This window comes from Streptomyces sp. NPDC058964, from assembly GCF_042741275.1.
GTDB lineage: Bacteria > Actinomycetota > Actinomycetes > Streptomycetales > Streptomycetaceae > Streptomyces.
Map to the genome: position 1 here is coordinate 10671 of NZ_JBHYKH010000078.1, position 13984 is coordinate 24654.

A 13984-nucleotide genomic window follows, 5' to 3' on the forward strand; every position below is an offset into this window, starting at 1 on the left:
CACTGGGTCGGTCGCGGGGCGGCCCCCGGGGGGCCGGGGCGCGGGGGTTCTCCCGCCGGCGTGGTGGGGGGGGCCCGCGGGGGGGGCGGGCCCCCCCCCGGGGCCGGTCTGAGCATGGAGCATGACCGAGCCACCGAGCAGCGGCTCCCCCGGGGGCCGGGAGTACGACGACCGCAAGGTCCACGCCATGCACGCCTCGCGCGGCCACAACGAGCCCGAGCCGCCCTTCGAGGGACCCCTGCACGCCCTGTCCCAGGCCGCCTGGCAGGTCGTCCTGCTCACCGGCATCGCCTCGCTGATCCTGGGCGTCCTGGTGCTGATCTGGCCCGGCCCCTCCCTGCTCGCGGCCGGTGTCCTCTTCGGCATCTACCTCCTCGTCAGCGGCGTGTTCCAGCTGGTCTCCGCCTTCGGCACGCACAAGGCCACGGGGCTGCGTGTCTTGGCCTTCATCAGCGGCGCGCTGTCGATCCTGCTGGGCCTGTTCTGCTTCCGCGGCCCCATGCAGTCGATCCTGCTGCTGGCCCTGTGGATCGGCATCGGCTGGCTGATCCGCGGGATCACCCAGACCCTGGCCGCCGCCTCCGACGCCTCCGTGCCGGCCCGCGGCTGGCAGGTCTTCCTCGGGATCGTCACCTTCCTGGCCGGAATCGTGCTGATCGTCTCGCCGTTCACGTCGGTCGCGGTGCTCACCCTGATCGGCGGCATCTGGCTGGTCGCGGTCGGCATCGTCGAGATCATCACCGCCTTCCGGATCCGCAGCCACGCCGAGCTGATTCCGCGGACGCTGTGACGGACCGTCCGTACGCCGTGCGAGCGGAACTCGGGGTCGCCACGATGAACGCCGTGCGCCCGGCGGGGAGATGACCTCCCATGAGCACCACACGACGCCCGAGGCGCGGCCGCACCTGGCCGCGGGTGCTCGTGCTGCTGCTCGTCCTGCTGGTGCCGGGCGCCCGCGCCGAGATGCACGTCGCACCGGTCGTGGCCGCCGACATCGTCGACCACGACACCCTCGACACGGCACTTCGGCCTCCCTCCCGCACCACCCCCCGCCCCGCCGTCCCCGCGCGCCCCGCGTCCTCGCCCGACCGGGTGGCCGCCGTCGCGGAGCGGCTTCCCGGGCCGCCGGCCGCCGTGCGGCGGCCGCCGCACGCCCTGCAGTGCCTTCGCTCCGTGGTCCTGCGCTGCTGACAGACCCCGCACCAGGTCAGTCGGTTCGACGCAAGGAGCACTGTCATGCCCACAGACCCGTACGCGGTCCTGCGCGCCCTGCTGCGCGCCGAGGCCGCCCGCAGTACGGCCAAGTCCAAGCCGGAACCCCCGCGCGAACAGCCCCGCGAGGAACGGGGACGCTGATCCGCGGGAGCGGCCACCTTGGCCGCGCGGCGGGGGCGGGCTACCGTCTCCGCCGCGCCGTCCCGAACAGGGACCGCGTGATCTCGCGGCCTATCTGCGTGCCGATCGACCGGGCGAGGGACTTGAACATCGCGCTGCCGACGAGCTGTTCGACGGCCGACGGCCGCTGTCCGGCCTTCGGTTCGCCCCGCATCTCGTCGGGCCCCTTGGCGCCCCGCATCTCGTCCGGCGCCTTGGCACCGCGCATCTCGTCCGGCCCCTTGGCACCGCGCATCTCGTCCGGCCCCTTGGCACCGTGCTCTGCCGCCGTCAGCTTCTCGTACGCCGACTCGCGGTCCACAGCCTGTGCATAACGTTCGTGGAGCGAGGACGACAGCACCGCCCGGTCCAGCGCGGCGGCGTCGACCGGACCCATCAGGGACCGCGGCGCGCGCAGCCGGGTCGCGGCGACGGGGGTGGGCGCGCCCTTCTCGCTCAGGACCGTGACGACCGCCTCGCCGGTGCCGAGGCCGGTGAGGAGTTCCTCCAGGTCGTACGGGGAGTCGGGGAAGGTCTGCACCGTGGCCCTCAGGGCCTTCCGGTCGTCGGGGGTGAAGGCGCGCAGGGCGTGCTGGACCCGGTTGCCGAGCTGGGCGAGAACGTCGGACGGCACGTCCTTCGGGGTCTGCGTGACGAAGAAGACGCCGACCCCTTTCGAGCGAATCAGCCGCACGGTCTGCGTGATCGAGTCGAGGAACGCCTTGGAGGCACCGTTGAACAGCAGATGGGCCTCGTCGAAGAAGAACACCAGCTTCGGCCTGTCGATGTCGCCGACCTCGGGCAGGTCGTGGAAGAGATCGGCCAGCAGCCACATCAGGAACGTCGAGAACAGCTGCGGCCTGTCCTGCACGGCGGGGAGTTCCAGGACGGAGACGATGCCCCGCCCGTCCGGCGCCGTGCGCAGGAGCTCGCCCGTGTCGAACTCCGGCTCGCCGAAGAAGTCGGCCATGCCCTGCGCCTCGAAGGCGGTGAGGGTACGCAGGATCACCCCGGCCGTGGCGGTGGACAGGCCCCCGATGTCCTTCAGCTCCGGCCTGCCCTCGTCCGAGGTCAGGAACGCCACGACCGCCCTGAGGTCCTTGAGGTCGACGAGTTCCAGGCCCTTGGTGTCGGCGTAGTGGAAGATCAGGCCGAGCGACTGCTCCTGGGTCTGGTTGAGCCCGAGCACCTTGGACAGCAGCACCGGTCCGAAGCTGGTGACCGTGGCACGCAGCGGGATGCCGTGGCCGATGCCGCCCAGGGCCAGGAACTCGGCGGGGAAGCCGGCCGGGGTCCACTGCTGGTGGACGTCCGCCGCGCGGCCCCGGACCCGCTCGCCGGGCTGCCCGGGCGCCGAGATCCCGGACAGGTCGCCCTTCATGTCCGCCATGAAGACCGGCACGCCCTGCGCCGAGAGCTGCTCGGCGATCAGCTGGAGCGTCTTGGTCTTACCGGTACCGGTGGCGCCCGCGACCAGGCCGTGGCGGTTGAGCACCGAGAGCGGGATGCGGATCTGCGCGTCGGGAAGGCACAGCCCGTCCCACACGAGGGCCCCCAGCTCCAGCGCCGGACCTGCGAAGGCGTAGCCGGACGCGATCTTCAGGGCCTGCTCGGGGAGGGCGCCGGCGCGTCCCGGAGTCTCGGGAGCGGTGGTGGGCGGCACGGTATCGCGGTCACTCATCTCATGCCCCTGTTCCCGGTATGCCCTGATTTACGACGTCATTTCCAGCGTCGCACTCCGCCGCCATGGCTGCGCCCGGAACGTCTTGACCGGTAGGCTTTCCGTGTGATCTTCAAGCGCATCGGAAACGGCCGGCCGTACCCCGACCACGGCCGGGAGAGCACCCGGCAGTGGGCGGACGTCGCACCGCGCCCGGTCCGCCTCGATCAGCTCGTGACGACCAAGGGGCAGCTCGACCTGGAGACCCTGCTCGCCGAGGACTCGACGTTCTACGGCGACCTCTTCGCGCACGTCGTGAAGTGGCAGGGCGACCTGTATCTGGAGGACGGCCTCCACCGCGCGGTCCGCGCGGCCCTGCAGCAGCGACAGGTGCTGCACGCGCGCGTGCTGGAGCTGGACTGACGCCCCGGGGCACCCCTTTCGGGACACCTCTTCGGACACGCCCCGGTAAAAGGTTGCCCCTTTCGGGTTCTCCCACGCGGCGTCGAATGATCATCTAGTAGGAATCACCGCCGCGGCGCACTACGCTGCGCCCATGAGCATGCTGACTCCCCCCGGCATGGGCGGCCAGTACCGGATCACGGGGGACAAGTACCCGCGGATGCGCCCTCCCCGGCGGCGCGGCAGGCTTGTGTTCGGACTGGTGGCCTCCGTCGCCGTGCTCGGCCTCGTCGGCTGGGGAACCCTGCAGCTCATCGACGTCTTCACCGGTGGCGGCAAGAAGGCCTCGGCGGCCGGCTCCAAGGCCGGCTGCAAGACCAAGGCGAGCCCGTCGGCCTCCGCCCCGGCGGCGCTGCCCGAGCCGCGCACCATCACCGTCAACGTCTACAACGCCACGCCCCGCAGCGGCCTCGCCAAGAGCACCGCGGACGAGCTGAAGAAGCGCGGCTTCAAGATCGGTGACGTGGGCAACGCCTCGTCGCAGTTCGACAAGAAGATCAAAGGCACCGGGATCCTCCTCGGCCCCGCCTCCGCCCTCGACTCCTCTCTGCCCGTCCTCGCCACCCAGCTGGCCACCGCCGAGCGCCACACGGACGTGGCCCGCAAGGGCACCGACCTGGACCTCATCCTCGGCGACGAGTTCAAGGCGCTGACGAAGAAGGCGGACGCCGACCGGGCACTGGCCAGGCTGGCCGAACCGGTCACGACGTCCGCCGCCGCCAAGAAGAACTGCTGAGGCCGCACGGCCTGCCAGGCAGCCCCGGACGAGCAAGCCCTACTCGGCCGCCCCGTACAGACGGTCGCCCGCGTCGCCCAGGCCGGGGACGATGTAGCCGTGCTCGTTGAGGTGGTCGTCCACGGCCGCCGTGACGACCGTGACCGGGGTGCCCGCGAGCTCGCGCTCCATGACCTCGACGCCCTCCGGGGCGGCCAGCAGCACGACCGCGGTCACGTCGTCGGCGCCGCGCTTGATCAGCTCCTGGATGGCCGCGACCAGGGTGCCGCCGGTGGCCAGCATGGGATCCAGGACGTACACCTGGCGGCCCGAGAGGTCCTCCGGCATGCGCGAGGCGTACGTGGACGCCTGCAGCGTCTCCTCGTCGCGGATCATGCCGAGGAAGCCCACCTCGGCGGTCGGCAGCAGCCGCACCATGCCGTCCAGCATGCCGAGCCCGGCACGCAGGATCGGCACCACCAGCGGGCGGGGGCGGGCGAGCTTGACGCCGGTGGTCTGCGCGACGGGCGTCCGGATGTCGACGGCCTCGGTGCGCACGTCCCGCGTGGCCTCGTAGGCGAGCAGGGTGACCAGTTCGTCGGCGAGCCGACGGAAGGTCGCGGAGTCGGTGCGCTGGTCGCGCAGGGTGGTGAGCTTGTGGGCGACCAGGGGGTGGTCGACGACGTGGAGACGCATGTCCACAACAGTAACCGCGCTTCCCCACCCCTCGCTCTGGCATCAAACCGCCCGACCGGGGGAAAGTGGGAGGGACGTACTGGGGTGGTGTGCCGATGCCTGATCTGCCTGAACGCGACACGGAGGCACCCGGCGAGACCGGCGCGGGCGTGTCGCCGCCGGAGACGGACGCGGAGCGCCGGCGCCGCCGGGCCCGGTTCCTGCGCGAACTCGCCGAGGCCCGGGAGTTGCGCGACCGTGTCAAGCCGCGCCGCGCCAAGGCGGCCCGGCTGCGGCACGCGCTGCGCATGCGGACGTTCCGCTGGTAGGAAACCAGTGGGAAAGATCGGGGGTTGCCCCGGCGTTCACGGGAAGGCAGTGCGTGGACGACACGAAAAGCCGCGTACGATCCGCAGGTGGCGGCAACGAGTGCGCTGGTGATTCCTTGACGGACATCACGGGTGCGGTCTTTGCATCGTGCGATCAAAACTGCCGGACACAGGGAGCCGAAGACGTCCCCTGAACGCCTTGTTTCTGCCACGATTCCGAGTGGGTGGGGCTCGGAGCACAGCTCTCCCCGCCCAGAACCTCCGCCGGGGGGACCCCCAACCGGCACGCCTATGACCAGTGGGAGAGTCACGGTGTACTTCGCCGCACTGCTCGCGCGCACCGAAGACGGGTGGGAAGCGAGCGACACAGAGCTCGACGATGTGGAAACCCTGTCGGATCTGGCCGACCTTGCCCGGGAAGCCAATCCCGACGAGGACACGGTGCTCGTCCTGATCGAGCAGGAGGACGCCTGGTTCGGCGTCGTCCGCGTGGACGGCGAGGACGACCCTCGCATCTACGTCTCGGACGCCGCCGCCGCTGCCCGCAGCGCGTACGGCGAGCTGCTGCTCACGGACGAACTGCTCGGCCGTGAGCCCGGCTCCGACGGTCCCGACCTGGACGCCCTGGACCTGGACGGCACCGAGGACGGCGAGTCCGAGGACGACGACGAGGACGGCGCCTCCGCCGACTCGGTGCCGCACAGCCCGGTGGGCGACAGCGAGATCCTCGACGACCTGGGCGTCAGCGAGAAGGAGCTGCGCGCGCTGGACGCGGAGGACGCTCTGGGCACGATCGCCGAGGCCCTGGGCGCCTCGGAGGTGCTGGAGACCGTCCGCTGACCGCCCCGGAGGCGGACAGGACACCGGACCCGGTCCGCGACCGCTGGCGGGCCGCGATGCGGCTCGCCCTGGACGAGGCCGAGCAGGCCGTCCGGGACGGGGACGTCCCCGTCGGCGCCGTCGTGCTGTCCCCGGACGGTACGACGGTGCTCGCGACCGGGCACAACGAGCGCGAGGCCACCGGTGACCCGACCGCGCACGCGGAGGTCCTCGCGATCCGCCGGGCGGCCGCACGGCTGGGCGAGTGGCGGCTGACCGGGTGCACACTCGTGGTCACGCTGGAGCCCTGCACGATGTGTGCGGGCGCACTGGTCCAGTCCCGCGTGGACCGCGTCGTCTACGGCGCCCGCGACGAGAAGGCGGGCGCGGCCGGCTCCCTCTGGGACGTCGTACGGGACCGGCGCCTGAATCACCGGCCCGAGGTGATCGAGGGCGTGCTGGCACAGGACTGCGCCAGGCTGCTCACGGAGTTCTTCCGGGACCGTTGAGGCCGGGTTGAAGCCCGGATTCCGGGGGACCGGGAAACGGATTTCAGACCATGCCCCACCTTGCTGTAAGGTCTCCCTCGGTAGCGTGTCCGAGCGGCCGAAGGAGCTCGCCTCGAAAGCGAGTGTGGCGCAAGTCACCGAGGGTTCAAATCCCTCCGCTACCGCTGAAGAAGGGCCCCGTCGACAGACGGGGCCCTTTCTGCACTCGAAAGAGGAACGACCGGGTGAGGACCCCCAAGTGAGCCCCGTCGGCACGGGGTTACACTCGCCGCCGGCAACAGGGGGCCCATGAGGCGCAGCAATCGCAGGGGAGGCCGCGGTGGCGGTGAACGCCAAGAAGATCGCCGTGTACGTGCTCGTGGTCTTCGCGCTGTACGTGATCATCACCGACCCGGCCAAGGCCGCGGACTACGTCCAGATAGCCTTCGAGGGCATTTCGGACGCCGCCAAGGCCATAGGCGACTTCATGACGTGGCTCGCCAATGGAGCGAAGAACTGAGGGGAAGGCCCATGATCCGCCACCTGGTGCTGTTCAGGCTCAACGAGGGCGTCGAGCGCGACGACCCGAGGGTCGTGGCGGGAGTCGAGGCCTTCCGGGCCCTCGGCGGCCAGATCGAGGAGCTTCGGTTCTGGGAGTGCGCCTGGAACATCAGCGACCGGCCGATCGCCTACGACTTCGCGATCAACTCGGCGGTCGAGGACGGGGACGCCCTCAAGCGCTACCTGGAGCACCCCGCGCACCAGGCGGGCGTCGCGCTGTGGCGCGAGTTCGCCACGTGGGTGATCGCCGACTACGAATTCTGAGCCGTACGCCGCTTTCCGAGCCGCAAGCCCCACTGGCCCTCCGCCGCAACGGCGGGGGGCCTTAGTGCATCTTATGCCCCAACTTGCCCTCAACACGGCGTTATGCGGTGCTTGCACACAGTGCACATGTCTTGTGATGCTATGACCGCTTTTGACGGATGATTGACCGATGAAGAGGTGGCGTTGACCGTGTCGGCCAGTACTGCGCCGCCCCAGGAAGAGGCGCCCGCCCCCGCAGCCGCGCCCGAGAAGCGCCGCGGCGCCGACACCCGCGCCCTCACCCAGGTGCTCTTCGCACAGCTCAAGGAGCTCCAGCCGGGCACTTCCGAGCACGACCGGGTGCGCGGGGCGCTCATCGAGGCCAATCTGCCGCTCGTACGCTACGCGGCCGCCCGCTTCCGGTCCCGCAATGAGCCCATGGAGGACGTGGTCCAGGTCGGCACCATCGGCCTCATCAACGCCATCGACCGCTTCGACCCGGACCGCGGCGTGCAGTTCCCGACCTTCGCGATGCCGACGGTGGTCGGCGAGATCAAGCGGTACTTCCGGGACAACGTCCGCACGGTCCACGTACCGCGCCGGCTGCACGAGCTGTGGGTGCAGGTCAACAGTGCGACCGAGGACCTGACCACCGCCTTCGGGCGCTCCCCCTCGACCGCCGAGATCGCCGAGCGGCTGCGCATCAGCGAGGAGGAGGTGCTCTCCTGCATCGAGGCCGGGCGCTCGTACCACGCGACGTCCCTGGAGGCCGCCCAGGAGGGCGACGGGCTGCCGGGCCTCCTGGACCGCATCGGCTACGAGGACCCGGCCCTGGACGGCGTGGAACACCGCGATCTGGTCCGCCACCTCCTCGTCCAACTACCCGAGCGCGAACAGCGAATCCTCCTGCTGCGCTACTACAGCAATCTCACCCAGTCACAGATCAGCGCGGAACTCGGCGTGTCCCAGATGCACGTGTCCCGGCTACTCGCGCGTAGCTTCCAGCGGCTCCGTTCGGCGAACCGGATCGACGCATAACCGCATACAGGATCGAGCCATCACCGGCGCGAGCGAATCGCCCACCAGGGCTGTTCCCGACAGTTGAGCGTCGAAAATGCGTCAGACCCCCTCTTTCCAGGGCTGATTCGTAACTCACATGTCGACATGTCACTACAGCGTGTTGCCGACATGTGACATTCTGCGGGAAGCGCGTTTGCCGCGGCTCCGGCTCCGGTATTCAGGTGAAGGCTGCGTTCCTCGAAAGGGATCGCCGCCGCGACCGTCCCGCGACCCAAAGGGGGTGGCATGTCCGCAGAACAGGGCAGCTCGAAGGTGCTCACGCCCACGGAGAGCGAGGCAGCGCCCAAGGAGCTCGACGCTCTCGACGTGCTCGACGACGTCACGGCCACGGCCCTCGAGGCCGCACCGACCCCGGCCCTCCCGGCAGCCGCGGAGGCCATCGACACCCGTACCCTGTCCCGCTCCCTGTTCCTGCGGCTCGCCGCACTCGCCGAAGACAGTCCCGAGCGTGCCTACGTCCGGGACACCCTGATCGAGCTCAACCTCCCGCTCGTCCGCTACGCGGCGGCCCGCTTCCGCAGCCGCAACGAGCCGATGGAGGACATCGTCCAGGTCGGCACCATCGGCCTCATCAAGGCGATCGACCGCTTCGACTGCGAACGCGGGGTGGAGTTCCCGACGTTCGCGATGCCGACGGTCGTGGGCGAGATCAAGCGCTTCTTCCGCGACACGTCGTGGTCGGTGCGGGTCCCGCGCCGCCTCCAGGAGCTGCGGCTGGCCCTCACGAAGGCCAGCGACGAGCTCTCCCAGAAGCTGGACCGCTCCCCGACGGTCTCCGAACTGGCCGCCGTACTGGGCGTGTCCGAGGAGGACGTGGTCGACGGCCTGGCGGTGGGCAACGCCTACACGGCCTCCTCCCTCGACTCCCCGGCCCCCGAGGACGACGGCGGCGAGGGCTCCCTCGCGGACCGTCTGGGCTACGAGGACAGCGCCCTGGAGGGCGTCGAGTACCGCGAGTCCCTGAAGCCGCTGCTGGCCAAACTCCCGCCGCGCGAACGCCGGATCATCATGCTCCGCTTCTTCGCCAACATGACCCAGTCCCAGATCGGCGAGGAGGTCGGCATCTCGCAGATGCACGTCTCCCGCCTGCTGACCCGCACCCTGGCCCAGCTGCGCGAGGGCCTCATCTCGGACTGAACCGGTGATGAAGCTCCGCACGGAGCTTCCTATTTGACGAAGCGTCAGTCACCATGGCGCGATGCTTCGGACGACATGGGCGACATGGACGAGTGGCCGCCGGGGCGCCGTTACGGCAGCGTCGGCGGCCGTCGTCGTTCTGGGCGGTGTCGTGGCGGCCTGCGGAGGCGGCGCCGGCGGCGGGGGCTACGTCGCGGTCGGCCCGGCCGGGGCCTCGCCCCAGGCGCGGCTCACACCGACCGGGAAGGTGACGCTCACACCGCGCGACGGCACGGCCGGCACCGGGGCCGGCCCGTCAACCGCATCCGGGACTTCCGAGGCGGATCCGCCCGAGCCCGCCGACCCCGGCGACGGTCCCGGCTCCCCGGGTCCGGCCGGCCCGCCCGCGCACCCCGGCCGCACGCCCGGCCCACCGGCCGCCACCGCGTCGGCCCCCACCGCGTCGGCCCCCACCCGACCGGCACCCACCACACCGGCTCCCACGCGTACGACCCCTGCGAGCCCCGCCGCGCTGACCTGGGAGGCCCCGGCACGCGAGGCCACGGACAAGCGCTGGTGCGAGAAGGTGACGGTCGCCTTCGACAACTCCGGGGGAACCGCGGTCCGTTCGGGCACGGTGACCTTCGGCACCCACATCATCGGCGCACTCGGCATCGACTGGGCGACGATCGAGTCCACGGAGGAGCTCCCGGTGCCGATCGGGGCCGGGGCGGGCAGGGAGAAGACCTGGACGGTGTGCGTCGACGCCTGGCGCGTGCCGCTGGGCATGCACATCGAGACGCGGGACGTGGCCGTCCAGTGGAAATAGCGGTGCCGCCGGAACCGGCGACGACGCCGTCGGCGCCCGTACCGCCCCTCCGTACTACTTGAGCGCCAGCCAGGCCACCGCCGCCACGACCGCGACCGCGACGATGACGCCGATGATCAGCCCGACGCGGGGCCCCGCCGGGGCGGACGCCTGCTGCGGGCCCCCCTGCGGGGCCTCGTCGACGAACGCGCGGAACATCTGGGTGCTGCCTGCGGGGTCGTAGTTGCCCTGGGGGCCCTGGGTGTTAGCCATGGCCCGAGACACTAGCGAATCCGCGGATCGGGCCCAAGTGGGGGGCCGCCCCCTCACTTCCACCCATCTGCCCCATCCCCACCTGTGTGTTTACGACAGCAATACTTGCCTTTGCCAAGTTTTTATTCCGGCGACCCCCGATTTGTTTGCCTGCAGCAACCAAGCAAGCCTATGGTTGCCCCGAGCAACGAATACGGGAGGTGTGATGGCGGAGCAGGCGCAGTTCGAGGAGCTGGCGCGTCAGCTCAGCGCCGTCGGAGCCGTGAAACGGGACCTGGGGCGGATCCTTCCGCACGACTGCCCGGCCGGTTCCGCAGCCGTGCTGACGCTGCTCGGCCGCCACGGGGACATGCGCATGAGCAAGCTCGCGGAGCTGCTCGCCGTGGACATGTCCGTGACCAGCCGACACGTCGCGCACGTCGCGGAGCGGGGCTGGATCGAACGGTCCCCCGACCCCGCGGACAAGCGCTCGCGCATCCTGCGCCTCACCCCCGCGGGCAGCGCCACCCTCTGCGAGCTCTCCCGGCGCAGCACCGAGCTGCTGGCCGAGCGGCTGAGCGACTGGACCGACGACGAGGTCGACCAGCTGATCCGGCTCATGACGCGGCTCAGGGAGAGCTTCGGCGACTGCCGCACCGGACACGGACACACGCGGTCCGGCGCCGCAGCCGCCGCACCACCCGTACTCGCGACGACAACGACCACCCGTACACCCGCATAACCAGTAAGAGAAGGAAGCCCATGGCAACGACCACACCAGCCGGTGTGCGGGCCGCCCACGCCAAGCACGGGGGAGGCTCCGAGCACGCCCCCATGACGCACCGGCAGATCATGGAGGCCCTCTCCGGCCTGCTGCTGGGCCTGTTCGCCGCCATCCTCTCCTCGACGATCGTCACCAACGCACTGCCGACGATCATCAAGGACCTGGGCGGCGGCCAGTCCGCCTACACCTGGGTCGTCACGGCCGCGCTGCTCTCCATGACCGCCTCGGTGCCCCTGTGGGGCAAGCTGGCCGACCTGGTCAGCAAGAAGGCCCTCGTCCAGATATCCCTGGTCATCTACGTCATCGGCTCGGTCATCGCCGGTCTGGCGCAGAACCCGGCGATGCTGATCAGCGCCCGTGTGGTGCAGGGCCTGGGCGCCGGCGGTCTGTCCGCCCTGGTCCAGGTGATCATGGCCGCGATGATCTCCCCGCGCGAGCGGGGCCGGTACTCCGGCTACACCGGCGCCACCTTCGCCGTCGCGACCGTCGGCGGTCCGCTGCTCGGCGGTGTCATCACCGACACCGACTGGCTCGGCTGGCGCTACTGCCTCTACGTGGGTATCCCCTTCGCGCTGATCGCGCTGGTCGTGCTGCAGAAGACGCTGCACCTGCCGGTCGCCAAGCGGAAGGTCAAGGTCGACTGGACCGGCGCCTTCTTCATCACCGCGGCCGCCTCGCTGCTGCTGATCTGGGTGACCTTCGCCGACGACAAGTACGACTGGCTCTCCTGGCAGACCTGCACCATGGTGGGCGGCACGGTCGTGCTCGCGCTGCTCTTCGTGCTCACCGAGTCCCGCGCCGCCGAGCCGATCATCCCGCTGCGCCTGTTCCGCAACCGCACCATCACGCTGGCCTCGATGGCCTCGCTGTTCGTCGGTGTCGGCATGTACTCGGGCACGGTCTTCTTCTCGCAGTACTTCCAGCTGGCCCGTGACAAGTCCCCGACGATGTCCGGCGTCATGACGATCCCGATGATCGGCGGTCTGTTCGTCTCCTCCATGGTCTCGGGCCGCTTCATCACCCAGACCGGCCGCTGGAAGGGCTGGCTCGTCGCCGGCGGTGTCTTCCTGACCGCGGGCCTGGGCCTGCTCGGCCTCATGCGGTACGACACCCCGTACTGGGAGCTCTCCGTCTACATGGCGCTCCTGGGCATCGGCGTCGGCATGATGATGCAGAACCTGGTCCTCTCCACCCAGAACCAGGTCGCCCCGCAGGACCTCGGCGTCGCCTCGTCCGTGGTGAGCTTCTTCCGCTCGCTCGGCGGTGCGGTCGGCGTCGGCGTGCTCGGTTCGGTGCTGTCGACCCGGATCACGCACTACGCCAAGGACACCGTCACCGAGCTGAGCCCGAAGGCGCAGGCGGCCGCCGCCAAGGCCGTCGGCGGCAACTCGCTGCCGGACATGGACGCGCTGCCCAAGCCGGTCCGCAACTGGCTGGAGGGCGCCTACGGCCACGGCATCGCGGACGTCTTCCTCTACGCCGCACCGTTCGCGCTCGTCGCGCTGGTCCTCTGCCTGTTCATCAAGGAGGTCCCGCTGCGGACGTCCGGAGCGCTGGCCCAGGCCGCGCAGGAGGAGGCCGCCGAGACGGCGACGGCCGCCGCCCCCGTGGCGGAGCCCGCCGAGGAGAACGTGCCGAGCTGGGCCGCGCCCGTCCTGGACGGACAGGACGGCACCGCGACGGCCACGGCCACCGCACCGCAGCTCACCGCCGTCGCCACGGTGCCGGCCCCCGCGCAGCCCGCCTCCGGCGGCGTCCCGGTCCACGGCTTCGTCCGCGGTGCCGAGAGCGCCCCGGTCGCCCAGGCCGCCGTCACCCTGATCTCCCTCTCCGGCCGCCAGCTGGGCCGCTCGGTCGCCCAGGCCGACGGTGCCTACGCCGTGGACGCGCCGGGCACGGGTTCGTACGTCCTGATCGCCTCCGCCGACGGCTACCAGCCGCAGGCCTCCACGATCGTCGTCGGCGACGAGCCGGTGCCGTACGACATCCTGCTCAGCGGCACCAGCGGGCTGAGCGGCACCGTCCGGGCCGCCGGGAGCACGCTGCCGGTCAAGGACGCGATGGTGATCGTCACCGATGTGCGCGGGGATCTGCTGGCCACCGGGACCACCGGTGAGCAGGGCGAGTTCGGCTTCGCCGAGCTGGTGCCGGGCGTGGTCACCGTCGCGGTGAACGCGGCCGGGTTCCGGCCCCGCGCCCTGCCGGTCGAGATCGGCACCACCGGCGTCACCCGGATCGAGGTCGACCTGGACGCCGGCGCCCAGCTCCAGGGCGTCGTACGGGCCCCGCACGGCCCGCTGGCCGACGCCCGCGTCACCCTCGTGGACGCGGCGGGCAACGTGGTCGGCACGGCCACCACCGGGCCGGACGGGGCGTACGCCTTCGCCGACCTGGACGGCGGCGAGTACACCGTCATCGCGACGGGCTACCCGCCGGTGGCCACGGCCCTGGCGGTGCACGGCGCCGGAGTCGACGGCCACGACATCGAACTCGCCCACCCCGGCGAGTAGTCACACCCCGGCCCGTGGGCCGGCGGGCCCGCGCACTGCGCGGTGGCCGCCGGCGGCCCCCTCCTGGGGAACTCCAGCGGGGGCGGCCGGGGATCATATGAGACAAGG

General features: G+C 71.0%; 17 protein-coding genes and 1 tRNA gene. 15 read left to right on the forward strand and 3 right to left on the reverse strand.

Translation table 11 applies throughout. The features are described from left to right. Window positions 1–121: 121 nt before the first annotated feature. Together ACFW2E_RS13025 and ACFW2E_RS13030 are read left to right on the forward strand one after the other, a co-directional pair. On the forward strand, window positions 122–790 hold the full coding sequence (locus ACFW2E_RS13025) for an HdeD family acid-resistance protein (protein ID WP_384465680.1): 669 nt from the start codon (window positions 122–124) through the stop codon (window positions 788–790). Between the two features lie 80 nt (window positions 791–870). Then, window positions 871–1191, forward strand: a complete 321-nt coding sequence (locus ACFW2E_RS13030; RefSeq protein WP_384465682.1) for a hypothetical protein — start codon at window positions 871–873, stop codon at window positions 1189–1191. Between the two features lie 205 nt (window positions 1192–1396). On the opposite strand, the gene ACFW2E_RS13035 is transcribed toward ACFW2E_RS13030, so the two are convergent. Beyond that, window positions 1397–3055 carry a helicase HerA-like domain-containing protein gene (locus ACFW2E_RS13035; protein WP_384465684.1) on the reverse strand — a complete coding sequence of 553 codons (1659 nt, stop codon included), beginning with the start codon at window positions 3053–3055 and terminating at the stop codon, window positions 1397–1399. A 105-nt stretch (window positions 3056–3160) separates the two neighbouring features. Between ACFW2E_RS13035 and ACFW2E_RS13040 the strand changes: the two genes are divergently transcribed. After that, window positions 3161–3457, forward strand: a complete 297-nt coding sequence (locus tag ACFW2E_RS13040) for a type II toxin-antitoxin system VapB family antitoxin (RefSeq protein WP_003999914.1) — start codon at window positions 3161–3163, stop codon at window positions 3455–3457. Between the two features lie 133 nt (window positions 3458–3590). Further along, complete coding sequence (locus tag ACFW2E_RS13045) at window positions 3591–4232, forward strand: LytR C-terminal domain-containing protein (RefSeq protein ID WP_384465686.1); 642 nt, start codon at window positions 3591–3593, stop codon at window positions 4230–4232. A 39-nt stretch (window positions 4233–4271) separates the two neighbouring features. On the opposite strand, the gene upp is transcribed toward ACFW2E_RS13045, so the two are convergent. Continuing rightward, a complete protein-coding gene (gene upp / locus ACFW2E_RS13050) occupies window positions 4272–4907 on the reverse strand; it encodes a uracil phosphoribosyltransferase (RefSeq protein ID WP_384465688.1) in 636 nt (211 codons plus the stop codon). 95 nt (window positions 4908–5002) lie between these two features. Here upp and ACFW2E_RS13055 point away from each other — a divergent pair, with 95 nt between their 5' ends. From ACFW2E_RS13055 to ACFW2E_RS13095, 9 genes are all read left to right on the forward strand, one after another. After that, window positions 5003–5215 carry a hypothetical protein gene (locus ACFW2E_RS13055; RefSeq protein ID WP_384465690.1) on the forward strand — a complete coding sequence of 71 codons (213 nt, stop codon included), beginning with the start codon at window positions 5003–5005 and terminating at the stop codon, window positions 5213–5215. A 312-nt stretch (window positions 5216–5527) separates the two neighbouring features. Further along, window positions 5528–6055, forward strand: a complete 528-nt coding sequence (locus ACFW2E_RS13060; RefSeq protein WP_384465709.1) for a hypothetical protein — start codon at window positions 5528–5530, stop codon at window positions 6053–6055. A gap of 56 nt (window positions 6056–6111) precedes the next feature. Beyond that, window positions 6112–6543, forward strand: coding sequence for a tRNA adenosine(34) deaminase TadA (tadA, locus tag ACFW2E_RS13065; protein ID WP_384465692.1), 432 nt, complete (start codon window positions 6112–6114; stop codon window positions 6541–6543). A gap of 79 nt (window positions 6544–6622) precedes the next feature. Further along, a tRNA-Ser gene (locus ACFW2E_RS13070) sits at window positions 6623–6707 on the forward strand. Between the two features lie 155 nt (window positions 6708–6862). Then, window positions 6863–7042 carry a hypothetical protein gene (locus tag ACFW2E_RS13075; RefSeq protein WP_384465694.1) on the forward strand — a complete coding sequence of 60 codons (180 nt, stop codon included), beginning with the start codon at window positions 6863–6865 and terminating at the stop codon, window positions 7040–7042. Between the two features lie 11 nt (window positions 7043–7053). Beyond that, window positions 7054–7347: a Dabb family protein gene (locus tag ACFW2E_RS13080; RefSeq protein ID WP_384465695.1), complete on the forward strand. Its 294-nt coding sequence runs from the start codon at window positions 7054–7056 to the stop codon at window positions 7345–7347. Between the two features lie 183 nt (window positions 7348–7530). Further along, window positions 7531–8364, forward strand: a complete 834-nt coding sequence (locus ACFW2E_RS13085) for an RNA polymerase sigma factor SigF (protein ID WP_384465711.1) — start codon at window positions 7531–7533, stop codon at window positions 8362–8364. A 267-nt stretch (window positions 8365–8631) separates the two neighbouring features. Next, window positions 8632–9543 (forward strand): RNA polymerase sigma factor SigF, encoded by a 912-nt coding sequence (locus ACFW2E_RS13090; protein ID WP_384465697.1) that lies wholly within the window; start codon window positions 8632–8634, stop codon window positions 9541–9543. A gap of 61 nt (window positions 9544–9604) precedes the next feature. Next, window positions 9605–10351, forward strand: a complete 747-nt coding sequence (locus tag ACFW2E_RS13095; protein ID WP_384465699.1) for a hypothetical protein — start codon at window positions 9605–9607, stop codon at window positions 10349–10351. Between the two features lie 54 nt (window positions 10352–10405). Here the strand turns inward: ACFW2E_RS13095 and ACFW2E_RS13100 are convergent, their stop codons facing one another. After that, the gene (locus tag ACFW2E_RS13100; protein WP_384465701.1) at window positions 10406–10603 is read right to left on the reverse strand and encodes a hypothetical protein; all 198 of its coding nucleotides are present in this window, start codon (window positions 10601–10603) and stop codon (window positions 10406–10408) included. Between the two features lie 205 nt (window positions 10604–10808). On the opposite strand from ACFW2E_RS13100, the gene ACFW2E_RS13105 reads away from it, so the two are divergent. Both ACFW2E_RS13105 and ACFW2E_RS13110 read left to right on the forward strand, forming a co-directional pair. Beyond that, window positions 10809–11324: a MarR family winged helix-turn-helix transcriptional regulator gene (locus ACFW2E_RS13105; RefSeq protein WP_384465703.1), complete on the forward strand. Its 516-nt coding sequence runs from the start codon at window positions 10809–10811 to the stop codon at window positions 11322–11324. Between the two features lie 20 nt (window positions 11325–11344). Beyond that, window positions 11345–13876, forward strand: a complete 2532-nt coding sequence (locus ACFW2E_RS13110; protein WP_384465705.1) for an MFS transporter — start codon at window positions 11345–11347, stop codon at window positions 13874–13876. Window positions 13877–13984: the final 108 nt, after the last annotated feature.